Raw genomic sequence first — 18,040 nt, 5'->3', positions numbered from 1 at the left:
GGGGGACCGGCTTGCTGGGGTGCGGGCACTGGTGAAGGATCAGATTACGGGATACGCCGCCTATGTATCGTGATGTCACGATTCGCGGCGTGTCGTCCTCTGCCTGCTCGACCTCATGAGGAGTGGCCATGGAAGACAGCCCGCTAAGCCGTCGACGACTGTTGTGGGGTGCTGCCGGCGCGGCGGGCACGGCTCTGGTCGCTGTCGGGCTGCCCCAGCTGATGGGGCCCGACGAGAAGGTGAAGGCGGCGCCGCCGACCCCCGCACGCAAGGCTCCCGGCGCCGCCAGGCCGCCTGCGACCCTGCGTCGGGACCCCTCGGTGGACTACGCCCCCGCCGTCTGGATCGAAGCCTCCGAATCCAACTACACGCCCTCCGACCGTCCCGAGGCGTATCCCATCGAATACGTCGTCATTCACCTGACGACGGACATCTTGCCGATCATGCTCGCCACGTTCAAGGACCCCGAGGAGAGGGTGTCCGCGCACTACGTGATCAGCTCAACCGGCACGCGGATTGCCCAGTGCGTGCGCGAGCGCGACGTCGCCTGGCACTCCGGCAACGTCTGGTACAACCACCGGAGCATCGGTATCGAGCACGAAGGCTGGCTCGACCAGCCCCTCTACACCGACGCGATGTACGAGGCATCCGCCGTGCTCACGGCCACGATCTGCGCGAAGTACGACGTGCCGGTCGACCGGGATCACATCCTGGGCCACATCGAGGTCCCGGAGTCCACTCACGAGGACCCCGGGGACGCGTGGAACTGGAACAAGTACATGAAGCTCGTCGAGACCGCCCACCGGCGCATCAGGACCTGACACCGCGTCGACCCCATCACGAGGGCTTGCCGTCGCCGTAGAGCCACGAGTCCCAGATCGAGTCGAGGTCCCGGCCGGCCTTGGCCTCCACGTACGCGGTGAAGTCGTGCGTGGAGGCGTGGCCGTGGCGGTGGCGCAGGGTCCAGCCCCGCACCAGGGTACGGAAGGCCTCGTCGCCTACGGTCTGGCGGATCTTGTGGATCACCATCGCGCCGCGCACGTACACTGGCTGGCGGGAGATGTCCGAGGCGCTCGGCGGCTCGGCGGGCGGGAAGTCCCACTCGTCGTCGTCCGCGGCCTTGGCGTGGTTGCGGTCGAAGTGCTCCTGGGCGCTGGCCCCGCCGTGGTCCTCGGTCCACAGCCACTCCGCATAGGTCGCGAAGCCCTCGTTGAGCCACATGTCCCGCCAGGTCCGCGGGGTGACGGAGTTGCCGAACCACTGGTGGGCCAGTTCGTGCACCACGTTGGTGGTGTGGAAGATGTCTGCCGGAATGGTCGGCCTGGTCTGGGTCTCCAGGGCGTAGGGCACATCGGCCGCCTGATCGACGATCACCCCGGCGGCGGAGAAGGGGTAGGGACCGAACTTCCGCTCGGCCCATTCCATGATCTCGGGGAACCGGCCGAGGACCGCTCCGTCCTCGTCCACGCTCGCGGTCGTGTCCATCGCCGACACGACCGGGACGCCCGATCGGGTCCGGGAGGTCTTGATGTCGTAGCTGCCGATGGCCACGGTCGCCGCGTAGCTGGCCATGGGCTCGGCCTGGTGCCAGTGGAAGGTGGCGCGGTCGCCGCTGGTGCGCCGGGTGCGCAGCTGCCCGTTGGAGATCGCCTGCACGCCCTTGGGGACCGTGACGGTGATGTCGTACGAGGCCTTGTCCGAGGGGTGATGGTTGCCCGGGAACCAGGACATCGAGCCCGTCGGCTCACCGAACGCGACCGCTCCGTTGTCCGTCCTCAACCAGCCTTCGCGCCACCCGTGGTCATGGGTGATCGGCTTCGGCGTGCCCGCGTAGCGCACGACGCTGCGGAAGGCGGCGCCCTTCCTGAGGTGATCGCGCGGCTGCAGGGTCAGCTCCTGCCCGTCGTGGCTGATCCGTGCCTTGTGGCCGTCGACGGTGGCGCTCTGCACCTCCATGCCGAGGAGGTCGAGATTGAAGGCGCTGAGGTTCTCGGTGGCTTTCGCGGTGATCTCGGCGGTTCCTTCGAGGCGGCCGTTGCCGGGGTCGTAGGCCAGGGTCAGGGCGTAGTGGGTGACGTCGTAGCCGCCGTTGCCGAGCTCAGGGAAGTACGGGTCGCCGGCGCCTGCGGCAGCGGGGTGCCCGCCCCGGAACACCGTGCCGGCAGCCCCCGTCCGAGCGGTGTCCGCGCCGGCGCGGGCACCCGCCCTCGCGGCTGCGCCGGTACGGGCACCCGCCTCACCGCCGCCACGGCCGTCGGACTCCGAGCACGCGGGGAGTGCGCCGAGCAGGCCCGCGACCGCGAAGGCGGCCAGACGTCCGGAAGTCTTCACGCAGCCGATCATGACCCAGCCCCCAGGCGCCCCGACCTCGCCACGCCGTGCGCATGACCCTTCCGGCGGGCACGGCCCGGATGCCGCCGGCCAGGTTGCGCCGACGGAGCGCCGTGGACGGAACGGCACGTTCGGGGCGCTGCGACCGTGCAGCGCGGAGCGCGAGCGGCACGACCCGCGCGCGCGTCTAGTACTGCAACGGTCCCACCGGCTGACCTGCGGGCACGGGAACGTCGATGGGTGCGGACGTTGGTTGACCGGTGGTCGAGGGAACTCCAGGTCTGTCGACCGACTCGACCGTCCCGAGAGGCGGCTGACGTCCCATGTGATGATCTCTTCTCCACAAGACGGATCCATCGGGGATCCCGGGGGAGAGAACATGGCATACACGGACGCCAACGGCGTCGATCTGTCCGGCGTCACCGGCAGGCTCATCCAGACGGTCGACCTGGTGAAGGGCCCGGCACCTCAGGCGATCGCCACCGACACCGTCAACGGGCACGTCTTCGTCCTCCAGGTGGAGAGCTCAGCCACGGTCCCGCAGGGCAACATGTACCTCAACCGCATCGACCGCCGGACCGGCACGGTCACCGGCTCGATGCAGCTGAAGGGCTTCGGACACGGGCTCTCGATGGGCGCCGAGCCGGTGGGCGCCGACACGTACCTCTGGACCGAGGTCGGCCCGCTGCACGTCATCATGGACGGCACCGAGGTCAGCGCCACCTTCGGCAAGGCCGTCACCCGGTTCCTGTTCGAGAACGGCGCGGTCCTCGACGCGAACCTCATACCGCAGGAGCAGAAGTTCACGCCGCCCGGCAGTACGGCGGGCACCGGGCCGTCGCTGGACCCGGTGAACAATCTCCTGTGCGTCATGTACCACAAGGACGGCAAGCGTCACTTCACCCGTTACGACCCCGCCACAGCCGCCGTCGGCTCATGGGTCCCGGTAGGCACCACCTTCGTCATGCCGGCCGGCGAGGACGTCACCCCCGACGTGCCGTCGCCCTACCCGCTACAGAAGACACTCGTCTCCCAGGGCTTCACCGCACTGGGCGACGTCCTCTACTCGTACCAGTGGGCGCCGTACGACAAGGAGAACAACCCGACGACGGTCCCCAGCGAGTTCCCGGGGGTCGCCTTCCTCACCTCGTACTCGTGGACGACCGGCGCGCGCCTCGACCGGCAGGTGGTCACCAACGCCGACGGCCTCACCCGGCGCGAGCCCGAGGGCGTCGCCGTCGAGGTCGACCCCGCGACCGGGGAAACCCGGCTGCTGTTCGGCTTCAGCAACACCGTGCCCGGCACCACCGGTTCGCGAGACGTCACGATCGGCTGGTACCCCACGAAGCCCGCGGTCGACGGCGTCAAGGTGCTCGCGGAATGGGAGGACCTCGCCCTCGAACCCGGAATCTCCCCCGGCGCCCAGCCCCCGCGCGGACGCCTGATCGCCCTCGCCGGCACCACCTACCTCCAGCTGCGCGGCACCCTCACCTGCTCCCCCGGCCTGACCGCGGACAGCAGGATCGGGACCCTGCCACACCGGCTGCGCCCGACCCACCTGACCCGCCAGAACGTGCCCCGCAACAACAACACCGGGCGCTGCGTGTGCCGGATCGAGGCGGACGTCCACGGCGCGCTCTGGGCGTACGGCGCCACCAGCGACAACGCCATCACCTGGATCGACCTCGACGGCGTCTCCGTCGCCTGGCGATGAGCACCCGCCGAACCGCCGAAAGCACAACCGCCGCAGCACTACACCCCCCGCACCCGTGCACCCGCCTGCCCGCCCCACCCGATCCGGAGGATCGAGCATGACCCAGCACACGACCAGCCGCCGCTCCCTGCTCACCGCGGCACTGGCCGCCCCCGCCGTCGCCGTCGGCGCCCCGCTGCTCTCGGCCACCCCGGCCACCGCCGTGGACCTCGTGGACGGCTGTCAGGTCGTCGTCGACTGGACGGCGATCACCCTGGAATCGACGGTGGCGAACGAGGCCGGAGCGCCGGCCGAAGCCCGCGTGATACGGCTCGCGGGTACGGAGTACCTCCAGCTGCGCGGCATGGTCACCTGCGCGTTCACCGCCGACGGCCGTCTCGGCACGCTGCCCGCCTCCATCCGCCCGCCCAAGCTGACCCGCGGCGTCTGCCCCCGCAACAACAGTCAGGGCATCAACGCGATCCGCATCGAGGCCAACACGGCCGGCGCCGTCAACGTCTTCGGCCCCCAGTCGACGAACAAGGTGACCTGGATCCAGCTGGACAACTTCTCCTCCGTCCTGCGCTGAGATTCCGTCGCGGGCCGACCCGACCCGCGGCGAGGGGCGTGTGGCCGTGGAAGGGCCCTCCTCCGGGCTTCCCCCCGGACGCTGCTCACGCCGGGTCCTCGTACGGGTGAGAGCTGATCGGTTCCGGCGCGATCCGCGGTGCTTCCACTCGACACTTGGCACGTCGAGCGGCTTGGTGCAACGCGGGTGGAGAGTGTCATGGCGAACGGTAGTGTCCTGCTGGCCTTGCGCGAGGACCCTTTGGGCCGGGGAGTCGGCGGTGACCAGCTGCGACGCATCGGCAAGGAGCTGGAGAACCGTGGGCTGGAGGTTCGGTGGGCGCGGACGGTCGAGGGGGCCTGCGCCGCTTTGAGCACCGAGGCCGGCCTGACCGCCGCTGTCGTGGCCTGGGACCTGCCGTCGGAGACCGGCGGGGTGGCCGACGGTGAGGGTGCGGTGGTCCTGCGGCAGATCGCACGCCGGTTCAAGGATCTGCCGGTCTTCGTCGTGATGTCCGAGGCGTCCGATCTCGGGCTGGACCGGCTGCCCCTATGGGTGGCGGAGATCGCCGTCGGCTACATCTGGCCCCTGGAAGACACCCCTTCCTTCATCGCCGGCCGTGTCGTCAGCGCGGCACGTGCCTACGGTGACGCTGTCCTGCCGCCGTTCTTCAAAGCCTTGCGACGCTTCGACGACGCCCACGAATACTCCTGGCACACCCCCGCGCACTCAGGTGGAGTGGCGTTCCTGAAGTCACCTGTCGGCCGCGCGTTCTTCGACTACTACGGTGAGCGCCTCTTTCGCACCGATCTTTCGATCTCGGTGGAGGAGCTGGGTTCCCTCTTCGAGCACAGTGGCTCCATCGGCGACGCCGAGCGCAACGCCGCCCGCATCTTCGGCGCCGACCGGACGTACTTCGTGCTGCACGGGAACTCCACCGCCGACCGTATGGTCGGTCACTACTGCGTCACCGCCGACGAGATCGCCCTGGTGGACCGCAACTGCCACAAGTCGGTCCTGCACGGGCTGGTGATCTCCGGTGCCCGCCCGGTCTACCTCGTCCCGACCCGCAACGGATACGGGCTGGCGGGCCCTCTCCCCACCAGTGAGACGCTTCCCGCGGCGGTGACCGCTCGGATCGCCGCTCATCCCCTGACGCCAGGGGCGGTCTCGCCCGAGGCTCAGTACGCGGTGATCACCAACTCGACCTATGACGGCCTGTGCTACGACACCGTGCGGACCGCGCGAGCCCTGGCACCCAGTACCCCCCGACTCCACTTCGACGAAGCCTGGTTCGCCTACGCTCGCTTCCACCCCCTCTACGCCGGCCGTTACGGCATGGCGGTCGGTCCCGACACCCTCGAAGGCGAGGATCGCCCGACCGTCTTCTCCACCCAGTCGACGCACAAGCTGCTGGCCGCCCTGTCGCAGACAGCCATGGTGCACGTGAAGTCCTCGCCCCGGGCGCCGGTCGAACATCACCGGTTCAACGAGGCGTTCATGATGCACGGCACCACCTCGGCCCTGTACCCGGCGATCGCATCGCTCGACGTGGCCGCAGCGATGATGGACGGGCCACAGGGCGAGTGGCTGGTCAACGAGGCGGTCACCGAAGCCATCCGGTTCCGGCAGGCCATCGTCCGCACAGGACGCCGGATCGCGGCCGCCGGCGACCGGCTGCCGTGGTTCTTCGGCGTCTGGCAGCCCGATACCGTGACCGACCCAGCCGGCGGGACCTCCGTCCCGTTCGCCGACGCCTCCCCGGCGCTGCTGGCCGCCGACCCCCGCTGCTGGGAGCTGGAGCCGGACGCGGATTGGCACGGTTTCCCGGGGCTGAGCCGGGGACAGTGTCTGCTGGACCCCATCAAGGTGACGCTGACCTGCCCCGGCGTCAACGCGACGGGCCAGACGGACTCCTGGGGCATCCCTGCCCGAATCCTCACCGCCTACCTCGCCGACCGCGGCATCGTCGTGGAGAAAACCGATACCTACACCACGCTCATCCTGTTCTCCATGGGCATCACCAAGGGCAAATGGGGCACTTTGATGGACGCCCTCATGGACTTCAAAGCCCTCCACGACGCCGACACCCCCCTGCGGCAGGTGTTGCCGCACCTGGTCGAGCGCTACCCCCAGCGCTACAGCCGTACGACCTTGCGCGGTCTGTGCCAGGAGATGCACGAACACCTCACGCATGCGGAACTGATCGACGCTCTCGACACCGCCTTCCAGCAACTGCCCGAACCGGTAGTCCCGCCCCAGCGCTGCTACCAGCAGCTGATTCGGGGCGGCACCGAACGCCTCCGTCTCGCCGATGCCGCCGACAGGGTGGCTGCCGCCATGGTCACCGTGACCCCGCCCGGGATCCCCGTCCTGATGCCCGGAGAAGCACTCGGCGCCCCCGACGGCCCGGTCCTGCGCTACCTCGGAGCGCTGGAGGCATTCGATCGAGCCTTCCCCGGCTTCCATAGCGAGGCGCACGGAGTCTCCATCGACCCCGATACCGGCGACTACCTCATTGAATGCGTACGCCAGGACATCCGAGCGGCGTGGCGATCGTGAGGCCCGCGCTTGGCCCGCGCATGGCCCCGGCGTGCCTGCCTGCGGGGACAGGCCGTCACAGGGTGGCGAGGAGGTCGTCCAGCGGGGCGGGTACCTGGTCGGGGGCGAGGGCTTCGACCAGGAGCCGGCCATAGCGGATCTTGCGGCCCTTTTTCGTGCCGATGAAGCGCCGCAGTTGCTGGTTCCGGGGCCGGCCGTGCTGGGCGGGCTGCTGTACGAAGGTCTGCCAGGCGCGCAGTTCGTCCTCGTTCTGGACGATCTGCTCGACCCGTGCCGGGCCCATCGCGCGGATGAGCTCGTCCTCCAGGTCCGTCGTGCAGACGAAGACGCCCGGGCGCGGCGCCCGGGCCGGGTTGAGGCCCCGGTCGAAGAAGGGCTTCTCGCGTTCGTCGCACAGGCCGATCAGCCGCAGACCGAGACCGGACGGCCCGAGGAGCCCTGCGTAGCGGCCGACGTTCATCGCCCCGCCCATCGGCACCACGCACACCCCCTCGGCCGCCAGGTCACGGCCTCGCCCCGCAGCCAGCGCCTCGACGGCCGCGAGGTCGCTCAGCCCTTCCAGCAGGACCGCGGTGTGCACCCCCAGGAGCTCCGTCAGCTCCCTCGCCAGCACGCCGGAGCCACCGCCCGCCCAGCCTGTGACCTCGTCCCGGAACATACGCATGTCGACCATGCCGGGGAGTCTGCTACGTCCACCGACGGCAGCGCACGCGATATTCGACCTGGCGGGAACCAACGTAGAGGAGGCGCGTACTGGGGAAGGTGCGGCGGCCGGGACGCGCGAACCCATGGGCGCCGCCGCCAGTGTTGAGGACCGTCCGCCCGGCCTTCCTCACCGATGGCCACCCGCCGCCGGCCGAGCTGGGCCGAACCGGGCGGCCGCAATTGGACGGTTCTACACCCTCCCGCGGCTCGGCTGAGGGGAAGCCACCAGCCGTTCCGGGCAGTTGTTCAGCCACTCGGCCCTTGATCGGCATGATGTGCGTCACATCGGTCGAGGGCCTGCTTTCAGCCCGGATCCTTCGCCCTGGTGCATCAGTACAGGACCTACCGTTTCAGCTGGCTGGTCGGTGGTGGTTCCCCGGCCGTGGGGGACGCCCATTGGTGCGGTGTTGGCGGCGCGTGCGGCATGGCGCGGGCGAGTCGTGCCGTTAGGATCACGGCATGGTCACGGCCAGGTCGTCTTCCGGCACGCTGCGAACCCGCTCGTCGGCGGGTTCGCTGCGCGTGCTGTGGGTGGCCATGCTGTTGTTCACCTTCCTGTACACGCACGGCGCCAGCACCGAGGCCGTCACCGGCCACATCAACGCCACCGCCGCCGCCCCGGTGGCAGTGGCAGTGGCACACGCTCATGCGGCCGACGACGCGCCGCTGGATCACCGCCACCACGGCGGCGGTCACGGCACCTCGCACCCCGCTGAGCAGTGCGTGCCGGGCCAGCCGCAGCAAAGTCCCACCGTGGACGCACCCGAGGTGTGCGCGCTCGTCCACGAGCGCACCTCCACCGTTGCGCTGACCTCGGTCGGCTTCCGTGACGCCGCGCCCGTTGGGTCGTCGCTGTCGGCTGCTTCGGCGAGAGCGACAGTTCTGCAGATCTAGGACCGGGCGACCCTGCGTCGGCCATCTCGCCCCCTCCCGCCTGACACCTGCGGGGCAGTCGCATGCGGCTGCGAGGGTTCCAAGGCCGGCACGTCGCCGTCGTCGTCCCCTCGTGCAGTCGCCCCTCAGGCGTGCCGAGCGATGCCCGCGGCCAACACCCTGAGACCGGCTGCCCTGCTCGTCGTTCGTGTGCCTTGTGGTGACACGACGGCCGCCCGCGGAGGAACTCTTGCCCTCGCCTTCCCGTATTCGCCCCGCCCTCGCCAGCGCGCCGGCGCGGCGCCACCTGCTCGCCGTGGTCCTGGGCGCGCTGTTGCTGGTCGCCGTACTCGAATGCACCCCGTTGCCGCACGAAGGCGCCCAGGCCGACACAGCCCAGGCCGACACAGCCCACGCCGACACAGCCCAGACCCATTCGGGCAGCGGCGTTCCAACAGCAGCTGAGGCCCAGCGGCCTGCCTTCCCGCCCCCCGGACCCTCCTGCCCGTCTGCCGGGGACGACACCGAACTCGCCGCCCAGCGGCAGCAGTCGCGTACAGCCTCTTCAGGCGCGCTGTGCGCCACCGACACGGCGACGCGTCCTACCGCGACCGACGATGTGGTCCTCCAGCCCGCTGCCTCCAAGACCCGAAGATCCAGCCCGGGCCGCTTCACGCTGTGCACCACGTGCCGGTGGCGGACATAGACCATGCCCCCGAGCCGCAGCATGCCGCGGCCGCCGCTCCCACCTCGCCCAGCACACACACGGGAGGGGATGGAGCGGCGTGCGAGAGATCAGCACCCGACGCGCCATCCACCGAAATGATGAGAGCCGATCTGATGCACTCTCCCCATCCGAACACCACCCGCGGGACCAAGCCCGGCCACGCCGCCTTGTCCCAGCTGGTCGGCAACACCCCCCTCCTGCACGTGAGCGAGCCGTTCGCCCCAGCAGGGCGGGGCTTCTGGGCGAAGCTGGAGGGCTTCAACCCCGGCGGCATAAAGGACCGGCCCGGCCTGCACATGGTCGAACGCGCCCGCGCCCGAGGCGACCTGAAGCCGGGCGCGCGGATCATCGAATCCACCAGCGGCACCCTGGGCCTCGGCCTGGCTCTCGCGGGCATGGTGTACGGCCATCCCGTCACCTTGGTCACCGACCCGGGCCTGGAGACGTCCATGACCCGCCTGTTGACCGCCTACGGCGCGCAGGTCAACGTCGTGTCCGAGCCCCACCCCACCGGCGGCTGGCAGCAGGCCCGCCGCGACCGCGTCACCCAGCTGATGGACCAGTACCCCGATTCGTGGTGCCCCGACCAGTACAACAACCCCGACAACACGTCGGCCTATACCCCGCTCGCCCTGGAACTGGCCGCCGAGCTCGGCCACATCGACGTCCTGGTGTGCAGCGTCGGCACCGGCGGGCACTCAGCCGGGATCTCCCGCGTCCTCAAACAGCTCTACCCCGAACTCAGGCTCGTGGGCGTGGACACCATCGGCTCCACCATCTTCGGCCAGCCCGCCCGGCCCCGCCTGATGCGCGGGCTCGGCTCCAGCATCTACCCGCGCAACGTCGCCTACGGCAACTTCTCCGAGGTGCACTGGGTCGCCCCCGCCGAGGCGGTATGGGCCTGCCGGCAGCTGGCCACCTCGCACTACGCCACTGGCGGGTGGAGCGTCGGCGCGGTCTCCCTGGTCGCCGGATGGGTCGCCCGGACCCTGCCCGAAGACACCCGGATCGCGGCGGTCTTCCCCGACGGGCCCCAGCGGTACCTCGGCACGATCTACGACGACGACTACTGCGCCGCCCACGGGCTGCTCGGCTCCCCGCCCGCACCCGAACCCGAAGTGATCGGCCGCCTGGACGAGAAGGAAGTCACCCACTGGACACGCTGTACCACCGTGGCCGACCCGCTCACCCTGGGCGCCGAACCCCAGCACGCCAACGCGGCCGAGCCGCCCGTAGAGGCAGACTCGAAGGAGCGGGTCTGATGAAGGGCACTCTCGGTACCCTCGGTACTCTCGCGCAGGTCCGTTCGTACCCGGGCAGCGTCCAGCTGCTGATGGTGAACCAGTTCACCATCAACCTCGGCTTCTACATGCTGATGCCGTACCTGGCCACGCACCTGGCCGGACCCCTCGGCCTGGCCGGATGGACGGTCGGGCTCATCCTCGGTGTACGCAACTTCAGCCAGCAGGGCATGTTCCTGATCGGCGGGGCGCTTGCCGACCGATTCGGCTACAAGCCCATGATCATCTCCGGGCTGGTGCTGCGCATCGCAGGCTTCGTGACCCTCGGGCTGGTCGACTCCGTGCCCGCGCTGATCGCCGCCTCCGCGGCGACAGGACTGGCCGGGGCCCTGTTCAACCCGGCCACCCGCGCCTACCTGGCCGTGGACGCCGGTGAACGCCGGGTGGAGGCCTTCGCCCTGTTCAACGTCTTCTACCAGGCCGGCATCCTGCTCGGCCCGCTGGTGGGCATGGTGCTGACCGGCATCGACTTCCGCGTCACCTGCCTGGCGGCAGCCGGGATCTTCGCCCTCCTGAGCATCGTGCAGATCCGGGCCCTGCCCTCCCGCCGGGGCAACGACTCAAACGACTCAAAGGACCAGGAGAACGGCAGGCCGGAGAGGGTGCTCACCCAATGGCGCGGCATCCTGGCCAACCGGCCGTTCCTGCTGTTCTCGTTCGCCATGATCGGCTCGTACGTCCTGTCATTCCAGGTCTACCTCGCCCTGCCGCTGGAAGTACGGCGCATGGGCGGCGAAGGCGACTTCGCCACCACGGCGGTGGCACTGCTGTTCGTCGTGTCCGGACTGAGCACCATCCTCGGCCAGACCAAGATCACCGCTTGGTGCAAGAGCCGCCGCGTGGAGCCCGGCCGCGCGCTCACCTGGGGCCTGCTGACCATGGGAGCCGCGTTCCTGCCCCTGCTGGGCGCCACCGCAGTACCCGTACCCGGGGGCGGGATCGGGCTGTGGCTGCTCGCGGCCGTACCGCCCGCACTGTCCGCGCTGCTCCTGGCCCTGGGCACGATGATCGCCTACCCCTTCGAGATGGACACCATCGTCCGCCTCTCCGGCGACCGACTCGTCGCCACCCACTACGGCCTGTACAACACCATCTGCGGCATCGGCATCACGCTGGGCAACCTCCTCGCCGGCGCCGCACTGGACGCCGCCCGCGCGGCCGGAGTGTCCGCCCTGCCGTGGATCGCCCTGACACTCCTGGGCCTGGCCTGCGCCGCAGCCCTCCACCGGCTCGACCGCACCGGCCGCCTCACCACCCCGCCGCACACATCACGGCCCGTGCCCGCCACTACCTGACGCACGACCCAACAGGTGCGGGGGCGGCCAACGTCCGCCCCCGCACCCTCCACCCACACACGCCGAAGCAGCTGTCCGTCCGCCCTCATGAGGAGCACAACCCTTGTCCGTCTCCCAGCTCGCCGACCGCCCCGCCGCAGCCCTCGCGGACCCCGAACACAGACCCGGTCGAGCAGCCCTGCGCAAAGCCCGCTCCCGGAAAGGAGGCCTCCTCGCCCGCTACCTCGGTTACGTCGGCTATTTCGTCGGCGCCGGCCTGATCAGCGGTGCCGTCGTCCACCACCCCCTGGACCCCGCCCGGTACACGCGGATCGCCGTTTACGGCGTACTGGTCTTCCTTGCCGCGACCGCCCTGAACGAGTTCCTCCTCGCCCGCCGCAAGCCGACCCCCGCGCAGGTGGCGTCCATCATGGGCGCCTCACTGCTCCTGTCCTTCGGCATCGGCATGCTCAGCGGCGGCCTCCAGCACTTCGAGGACTTCCCCGGCCGCGCCGCCCTCCTCATCCCCACCGGCATCGTGCTGTCCTTCATCGCCTACGTGATCAAGGACGAGGACTCCTCATGGCGGCGCGTCTTCGGCCTCGCCGGGCTCACAGTCCTGGTCACGACGCTCATAGCCTTCGCCGGCCTGCGCTACGTGGCCTCCACGCTCGCCGAAGAGCCCGGCAGCGGAGGCCATAGTCACGGCAGCGAAAGCAGCACCGACAACGAACCCCACCAAGAGGAGCCCACCGTCCACCGCACCCCGTCGCAAGCCACCACCACACCGGCCGCCACCCGTAGCCCATCCAGCGACTCGGCCCACAACGACGGCCACAACCACTGACCGGGGAACGGGAACAGCCACGGCCACAGCCGGTTCGCGGCGGCCACGTCTTCACCGACAGCGTGGAGCGCCTCGCCGCCGCAACCACCGGCAGCGAGGCGCCGCGATCGAGACCACCGACGACGAAAGACCCCGCCTTTATGATGGACCGATGGCATCGATCAAGCAGTTCCAAATAACCTTCGACTGCGCAGAACCTGAGCGCGTCGCTCGTTTCTGGTGCGAGGTGTTGGGGTACGTCGTACCGCCGCCACCGGAGGGGTTTGCTACTTGGGACGATTTCGATCGCGCACTGCCGCCTGAGCGTCAGGGTTCGGCGTTCGCGTGCATTGATCCCTCAGGTGTGGGCCCGCGACTGTTCTTCCAGCGCGTTCCCGAAGGCAAGGTCGTCAAGAATCGGCTGCATCTTGACGTGCGGGTCGGCACCGGGCTCGTGGGTGAAGAGCGCCTGGCCGCACTTGAGGCCGAGTGCGCACGACTGGTCGCGCTCGGCGCGGTACGCGGGCAACTACTGCTTGCCGATGGAGTCGACGAGTCGTGCCTCGGGATGCAGGACATCGAGGGCAACGAGTTCTGTCTCGACTGAGTGGCCGCGAACGTGGCACCTTCGCGAGTCGACTGGTGCAGTTCGCCATCACAAGGGTCGCCGTCCCGCGGCGCGCGTCCCGCGTTTGGTCAGCGCGGCTCTTGGATGCTGTCGATGATGCGGGTCCAGTTGTCGCTGCCATGCCCGTCCTCGATCGCGCGCCGATAGTGGGCCTGCACGGCCAGTGGGAGCGCGAGGTTGAGGCCGAGTGACGTGCTGGTCTCGACGATGTGGTCGGACGTCGCACCCATCATGGTGACCGTGCTGAGGTCGCCAGGATGCTCTCCGGCATCCAGCGCGGCGCCGGGGTTCTCTTCACCAGCCCTCAGGATGTCGCCAATCGAGTCGGCGGAGGAGAGCAACTCTGGCAGCGCTTCCTTGGCCTTCATTCCTGCGGTGCCCAGCATTGCGGTGGCGTGCATCAGTCCGGACAGGGTGGTGAGGAACACCGCGAGTTGGGCCTGATACATCATCTGGGCGAGGCCCGGGTCCTCGCCCAGATGCTTCGGTGTGCCGAGCAGTGTCAACGCGGCCAGGTGGCTCTCCATCACCTGGTCGCGGCCGCTGTAGTAGACATAGGCTGCCTCCGTGCCGACCATCGGCGCGGGGACCATGACACCTCCGGTGAGGAAGGTGGCGTCGTGGCCCGCTGCCCAGGTTGCTGCCTCGCGTGTGCGGTCGGGAGTGTCAGAGCTCAGGTTGACCAGCGTCCGGCCGGCGAGCGATTCGGTGGCGCTGTCGAGGACGTCGTACATCGCCTGGTAGTCGGTGAGGCTGAGGATCACGAGGTCACTCGCTTCGACCGCCTCGCTGGGTGTCGCCGCGAGCGTTGCTCCGTCGGTGACGACGCCGTCGGCCCGACTGGCGGTGCGGTTCCAGACGGTGACCGGGTGGCCGGCGTTGAGGAGGGTGCGTGTCATCGCCTGGCCCATCGGGCCGAGCCCGATCACGGTGACAGCGCTGTTTTGCCTGGTGGTGTGCTTCTGTTGTTCGTTCACCCCTCCATGCTGCGAGAGCGCCGCTACTCTCGGAAGTACCCACTATTTTCTGCGGTACTTACCTTTTCGTAAGGGGATCAGTGATGGCCAAGGCGCCAAGAAGCGGGCCTTACATCTGCGGCATCGACGCTGCGCTCGACGTGGTGAGCGGCAAGTGGAAGGGACTGATCCTCTGGGAACTCGATACCCGTCGCGTGCGCCGCTTCGCTGAGCTCCGTCGCGGTCTGCCGGGAGTGAGCGAGAAGATGCTGACGCAGCACCTGCGTGAGATGGAGGTGGACGGTCTCGTACACCGGGAGGTTTATGCCGAGGTGCCGCCGCGGGTGGAGTACTCCCTGACTGAGCACGGGCGCACGCTCAATCAAGCGCTCGGGCCGCTCGGCGCATGGGGGGTTGAGCGGATACGTCGCGAAGGCTCCGAAGTGGTCGACGCAGCCGAGACCTCACACGGCTAGGCATCCCGGCCATGTGGTCCGGTGATGCGCTCACGCGTCACGCTCCAACCGCAGGTCCGCCCCGGACGGACGGACGCCGGGCATGCCTGGTGGGCCGCCGTCACTTGTGCGGCGGCCCTGGACGGAAACTGGCCGCCTCCACCGGCACCCAGGCCGTCGAGGAGACATCGTCGTCCTCCCCGCGCTCCCCGGTTGCTGCGATCGGGCGACACGCGGCATGTGGAGCGTCGGCTTTCAAGGCTTCGGCACCATGCTGAAGGGCATGCCTCAACAGCAGGGCCGGGTGTCGCCGCGCCGCCCCAGTTCCCCGTTCCCGTCCGTCCCGGCCGGTGGCCCGTCACACCGCCGGGCTCGGGTACCCGGCCGGGCCGTCGTCTCGGCCCTCCTCGGCCTGCTCGTCTTCCTGGCCCCCGCCCTCACCCCGGTCGGCGGCTCTGCTGGCCGGGTGGTGACCGGGGTGCCCGCCGCCGCCGTGGTCACCGTCGGCCATGACTCCGGCACGGCTCTGGCCGGGTTCATGATCCAGTCGACCGCCCTGGTGACGGACCCGGCGGCCAAGGTGTCCAGCCCCGGCTATCCGACGACGGGCTGGTACAAGGCCGGCCCTCGCTCCACCGTCCTCGCCGCCCTGCTGGCGGCCGGCATCCACCCCGACCCGTTCCACTCCACCAACCAGAAGCTGATCCCTGCCGCCGACTACACGGTCCCGTGGTGGTACCGGTCCGACTTCTCGGTCGACGGCCGGGGAACTCGCACGTATCTCGACTTCAGCGGGGTAACCTCTGCCGCCGACGTCTTCGTCAACGGCCGTCACATCTCGACGGCGAGCACGGTCGCCGGGACCTACACCCGACACGAGCTGGACATCACTACTCTGATCAGGCCGGGCACCAACACGGTCGCCTTCCGGATCCAGCCCAACGACCCGCGCAAGCACCTCACCATGGGCTGGCTCGACTGGCTGCAGCCGCCACCGGACCGGAACATGGGCATCGTCCGCGACGTCGTCGTCCGCCGCAGCGGCCCGGTGGTCCTCCGTGACGCCCACGTCGTCACCGACCTGGCCGTGCCGTCGCTGGCCTCCGCCGACCTGACGGTCAAGGCCCGCCTGCGCAACGACTCACCCGACACCGTCACGGCGCTCCTCTCCGGCACGGCCGGGCCCGCGTCCCTCAGCCGACAGGTGACGCTGACGCCCGGGGAGAGCCGGACCGTGGTCCTTTCCCCCGCCGACCACCCCGGACTCCGTGTGCCTTCCCCACGCGTATGGTGGCCCGCCGGGATGGGCGAGCAGCCCCTGTACGACCTCGACCTGACCGTGACGGTCGACGGGGTCGCCTCCGACACCTCACGCACCGCCTTCGGTATCCGCGACGTGCAAGCACCGATCAATGCCGACGGCGCGCGCCAGTACCGGATCAACGGCCGCCCGCTGCTGATCAAGGGCGCCGGCTGGTCCCCCGACGAGTTCCATCGCTGGGACCCCGCCTACGCCGAGGACCGCATCCGGTACGTCCGTGACCTGGGCCTGAACACACTGCGCCTGGAAGGCCACCTCGAACCCGACGAGTTCTTCGACCTCGCGGACCGGTACGGAATTCTCACGCTCCCCGGCTGGGAGTGCTGCGACAAGTGGGAAGGGGAGGTCAACCCCGCGGAGTCCGGGGAGAAGTGGGACGCCGCCGACCACGCGGTCGCCAAGGCGTCGATGGCCGCCGAGGCGGCCCGGCTGCGCCACCACCCCAGCGTGATCTCGTTCCTGATCGGCAGCGACGCGGCGCCCAACGCCAAGATCGAGTCGGAATACCTCCAAGCGCTGCGGGCCGCCGACTGGAACGTGCCCGTGATCCCTTCCGCCTCCGGGAAGTCGACACCCGTCACCGGCCGCTCCGGGATGCGGATGACCGGCCCCTACGACTGGGTACCGCCAGGCTACTGGTACGACAAACGCGAGGGAGGAGCCACCGGCTTCAACTCCGAGACCAGCGCCGGCCCGAGCATCCCCACCCTCGACACACTGCGGCGGATGCTGACCCCGGCCGAGCTGGAGACCCTCTGGAAGCAGCCCTCCGCTCCCCAGTACCACCGCTCTCCCTCAGCCACATTCTCGACACTCAAGCTGTACAACGCCGCCCTCGCCGGCCGCTACGGACGCCCGACCGATCTCGGCGACTACGTGCGCAAGGCCCAGCTCGCCCAGTACGAGAACGTCCGGGCGCAGTTCGAGGCGTACTCCCGCAACGCCAAGGACACCACCGCCCCCGCGACCGGCGTCATCTACTGGATGCTCAACAGTGGCTGGACCTCCCTCCACTGGCAGCTCATCGACCGCTATCTCGACCAGAACGGGGCCTACTTCGGCGCGAAGAAGGCCAACGAACCCCTTCACATCCAGTACGGCTACGACAACCGCAAGGTGAGCGTCGTCAACAACCACACAACCGCCGCCTCAGGGCTGAACGCCCGGGTCACGCTCTTCAACACCGACGGAACCGAGAAGTACGACCGCACGGTGACCGGTGTCGACGTCGAAGCCCGCGGCGTGAGCACCACCTCGCTGACCCTCCCGGCCACGGTCCCCGGCCTGTCAAGGACGTACCTGGCCCGGTTGCTGCTCACCGACACCACCGGCAAGGAACTGAGCCGCAACGTCTACTGGCTCTCCACCCGCAACGACGTCCTCGACTACGCCGACACCGACTGGTACTACACCCCCACCACCTCCTACGCCGACCTGACCGGCCTGAACTCGATGCCGCAGGTCACCTTGGACGTGACAGCCAAAACGACGGTAACCAGGGCCGGCACATCGACGACGACCGTGACCCTCCGCCACCCGGGCACCACGAACACCCCCGCTCTGCTCACCGACGTCGACCTGGTCTCCGCGGACGGGAAGACTCCCATGCTGCCCGTGCGCTGGAACGACAATCAGATCAGCCTGTGGCCGGGCGAATCGGCAGTCTTGGAGGCCTCCCATCGGACGGTCGATCCGGACCGCACCCCACGCGTACGGATCTCTGGATGGAACGCCCGGGCCGTCACCGTCCCGTCCAGCTGACGATGCGGCCTCACACATCATTCCCAACTCGGTGGCACTGACTTTCCCCGCAAACGGCC

General features: G+C 69.4%; 14 protein-coding genes. 11 read left to right on the top strand and 3 right to left on the bottom strand.

Annotated elements, in window-relative coordinates; all coding sequences use genetic code 11:
* Nucleotides 1–128: 128 nt before the first annotated feature.
* Nucleotides 129–821 (top strand): N-acetylmuramoyl-L-alanine amidase, encoded by a 693-nt coding sequence (locus MTF65_RS03095; RefSeq protein WP_243626641.1) that lies wholly within the window; start codon nt 129–131, stop codon nt 819–821.
* A gap of 16 nt (nt 822–837) precedes the next feature.
* Here the strand turns inward: MTF65_RS03095 and MTF65_RS03090 are convergent, their stop codons facing one another.
* Nucleotides 838–2,154: a M1 family metallopeptidase gene (locus MTF65_RS03090; RefSeq protein ID WP_243627283.1), complete on the bottom strand. Its 1,317-nt coding sequence runs from the start codon at nt 2,152–2,154 to the stop codon at nt 838–840.
* Nucleotides 2,155–2,710: 556 nt separating this feature from the next.
* Here MTF65_RS03090 and MTF65_RS30125 point away from each other — a divergent pair.
* The 3 genes from MTF65_RS30125 (at nt 2,711) to MTF65_RS03070 (ending at nt 7,154) form a co-directional block, all read left to right on the top strand.
* Complete coding sequence (locus MTF65_RS30125; RefSeq protein ID WP_279398542.1) at nt 2,711–4,045, top strand: hypothetical protein; 1,335 nt, start codon at nt 2,711–2,713, stop codon at nt 4,043–4,045.
* 97 nt (nt 4,046–4,142) lie between these two features.
* A complete protein-coding gene (locus MTF65_RS03075) occupies nt 4,143–4,613 on the top strand; it encodes a hypothetical protein (protein ID WP_243626639.1) in 471 nt (156 codons plus the stop codon).
* A 198-nt stretch (nt 4,614–4,811) separates the two neighbouring features.
* Nucleotides 4,812–7,154: an Orn/Lys/Arg decarboxylase N-terminal domain-containing protein gene (locus tag MTF65_RS03070; protein WP_243626638.1), complete on the top strand. Its 2,343-nt coding sequence runs from the start codon at nt 4,812–4,814 to the stop codon at nt 7,152–7,154.
* A gap of 55 nt (nt 7,155–7,209) precedes the next feature.
* Here the strand turns inward: MTF65_RS03070 and MTF65_RS03065 are convergent, their stop codons facing one another.
* A complete protein-coding gene (locus tag MTF65_RS03065) occupies nt 7,210–7,827 on the bottom strand; it encodes a TOPRIM nucleotidyl transferase/hydrolase domain-containing protein (protein WP_243626637.1) in 618 nt (205 codons plus the stop codon).
* Nucleotides 7,828–8,318: 491 nt separating this feature from the next.
* On the opposite strand from MTF65_RS03065, the gene MTF65_RS03060 reads away from it, so the two are divergent.
* The 5 genes from MTF65_RS03060 (at nt 8,319) to MTF65_RS03040 (ending at nt 13,467) form a co-directional block, all read left to right on the top strand.
* The gene (locus MTF65_RS03060) at nt 8,319–8,753 is read left to right on the top strand and encodes a hypothetical protein (protein ID WP_243626636.1); all 435 of its coding nucleotides are present in this window, start codon (nt 8,319–8,321) and stop codon (nt 8,751–8,753) included.
* 819 nt (nt 8,754–9,572) lie between these two features.
* A complete protein-coding gene (locus MTF65_RS03055) occupies nt 9,573–10,721 on the top strand; it encodes a PLP-dependent cysteine synthase family protein (protein ID WP_243626635.1) in 1,149 nt (382 codons plus the stop codon).
* On the top strand, nt 10,721–12,055 hold the full coding sequence (locus MTF65_RS03050; protein WP_243626634.1) for an MFS transporter: 1,335 nt from the start codon (nt 10,721–10,723) through the stop codon (nt 12,053–12,055). The genes MTF65_RS03055 and MTF65_RS03050 overlap by 1 nt, the downstream gene beginning before the upstream one ends.
* Nucleotides 12,056–12,158: 103 nt before the next feature.
* Nucleotides 12,159–12,881 carry a hypothetical protein gene (locus MTF65_RS03045; protein ID WP_243626633.1) on the top strand — a complete coding sequence of 241 codons (723 nt, stop codon included), beginning with the start codon at nt 12,159–12,161 and terminating at the stop codon, nt 12,879–12,881.
* 151 nt (nt 12,882–13,032) lie between these two features.
* Nucleotides 13,033–13,467 carry a VOC family protein gene (locus MTF65_RS03040; RefSeq protein ID WP_243626632.1) on the top strand — a complete coding sequence of 145 codons (435 nt, stop codon included), beginning with the start codon at nt 13,033–13,035 and terminating at the stop codon, nt 13,465–13,467.
* 89 nt (nt 13,468–13,556) lie between these two features.
* On the opposite strand, the gene MTF65_RS03035 is transcribed toward MTF65_RS03040, so the two are convergent.
* A complete protein-coding gene (locus MTF65_RS03035; RefSeq protein ID WP_243626631.1) occupies nt 13,557–14,465 on the bottom strand; it encodes an NAD(P)-binding domain-containing protein in 909 nt (302 codons plus the stop codon).
* A gap of 83 nt (nt 14,466–14,548) precedes the next feature.
* On the opposite strand from MTF65_RS03035, the gene MTF65_RS03030 reads away from it, so the two are divergent.
* Together MTF65_RS03030 and MTF65_RS03025 are read left to right on the top strand one after the other, a co-directional pair.
* Nucleotides 14,549–14,920: a helix-turn-helix domain-containing protein gene (locus MTF65_RS03030; RefSeq protein WP_243626630.1), complete on the top strand. Its 372-nt coding sequence runs from the start codon at nt 14,549–14,551 to the stop codon at nt 14,918–14,920.
* A 262-nt stretch (nt 14,921–15,182) separates the two neighbouring features.
* Entirely contained in the window at nt 15,183–17,981 is a 2,799-nt protein-coding gene (locus MTF65_RS03025; RefSeq protein WP_243626629.1) for a glycosyl hydrolase 2 galactose-binding domain-containing protein, read from the top strand.
* The last annotated feature ends 59 nt before the right edge of the window (nt 17,982–18,040 follow it).

It is taken from the genome of Streptomyces sp. APSN-46.1 (genome assembly GCF_022815725.1).
GTDB lineage: Bacteria > Actinomycetota > Actinomycetes > Streptomycetales > Streptomycetaceae > Streptomyces.
Note: the sequence above shows the minus strand (reverse complement) of the source record. Positions and strands in the feature narration are given on the sequence as shown.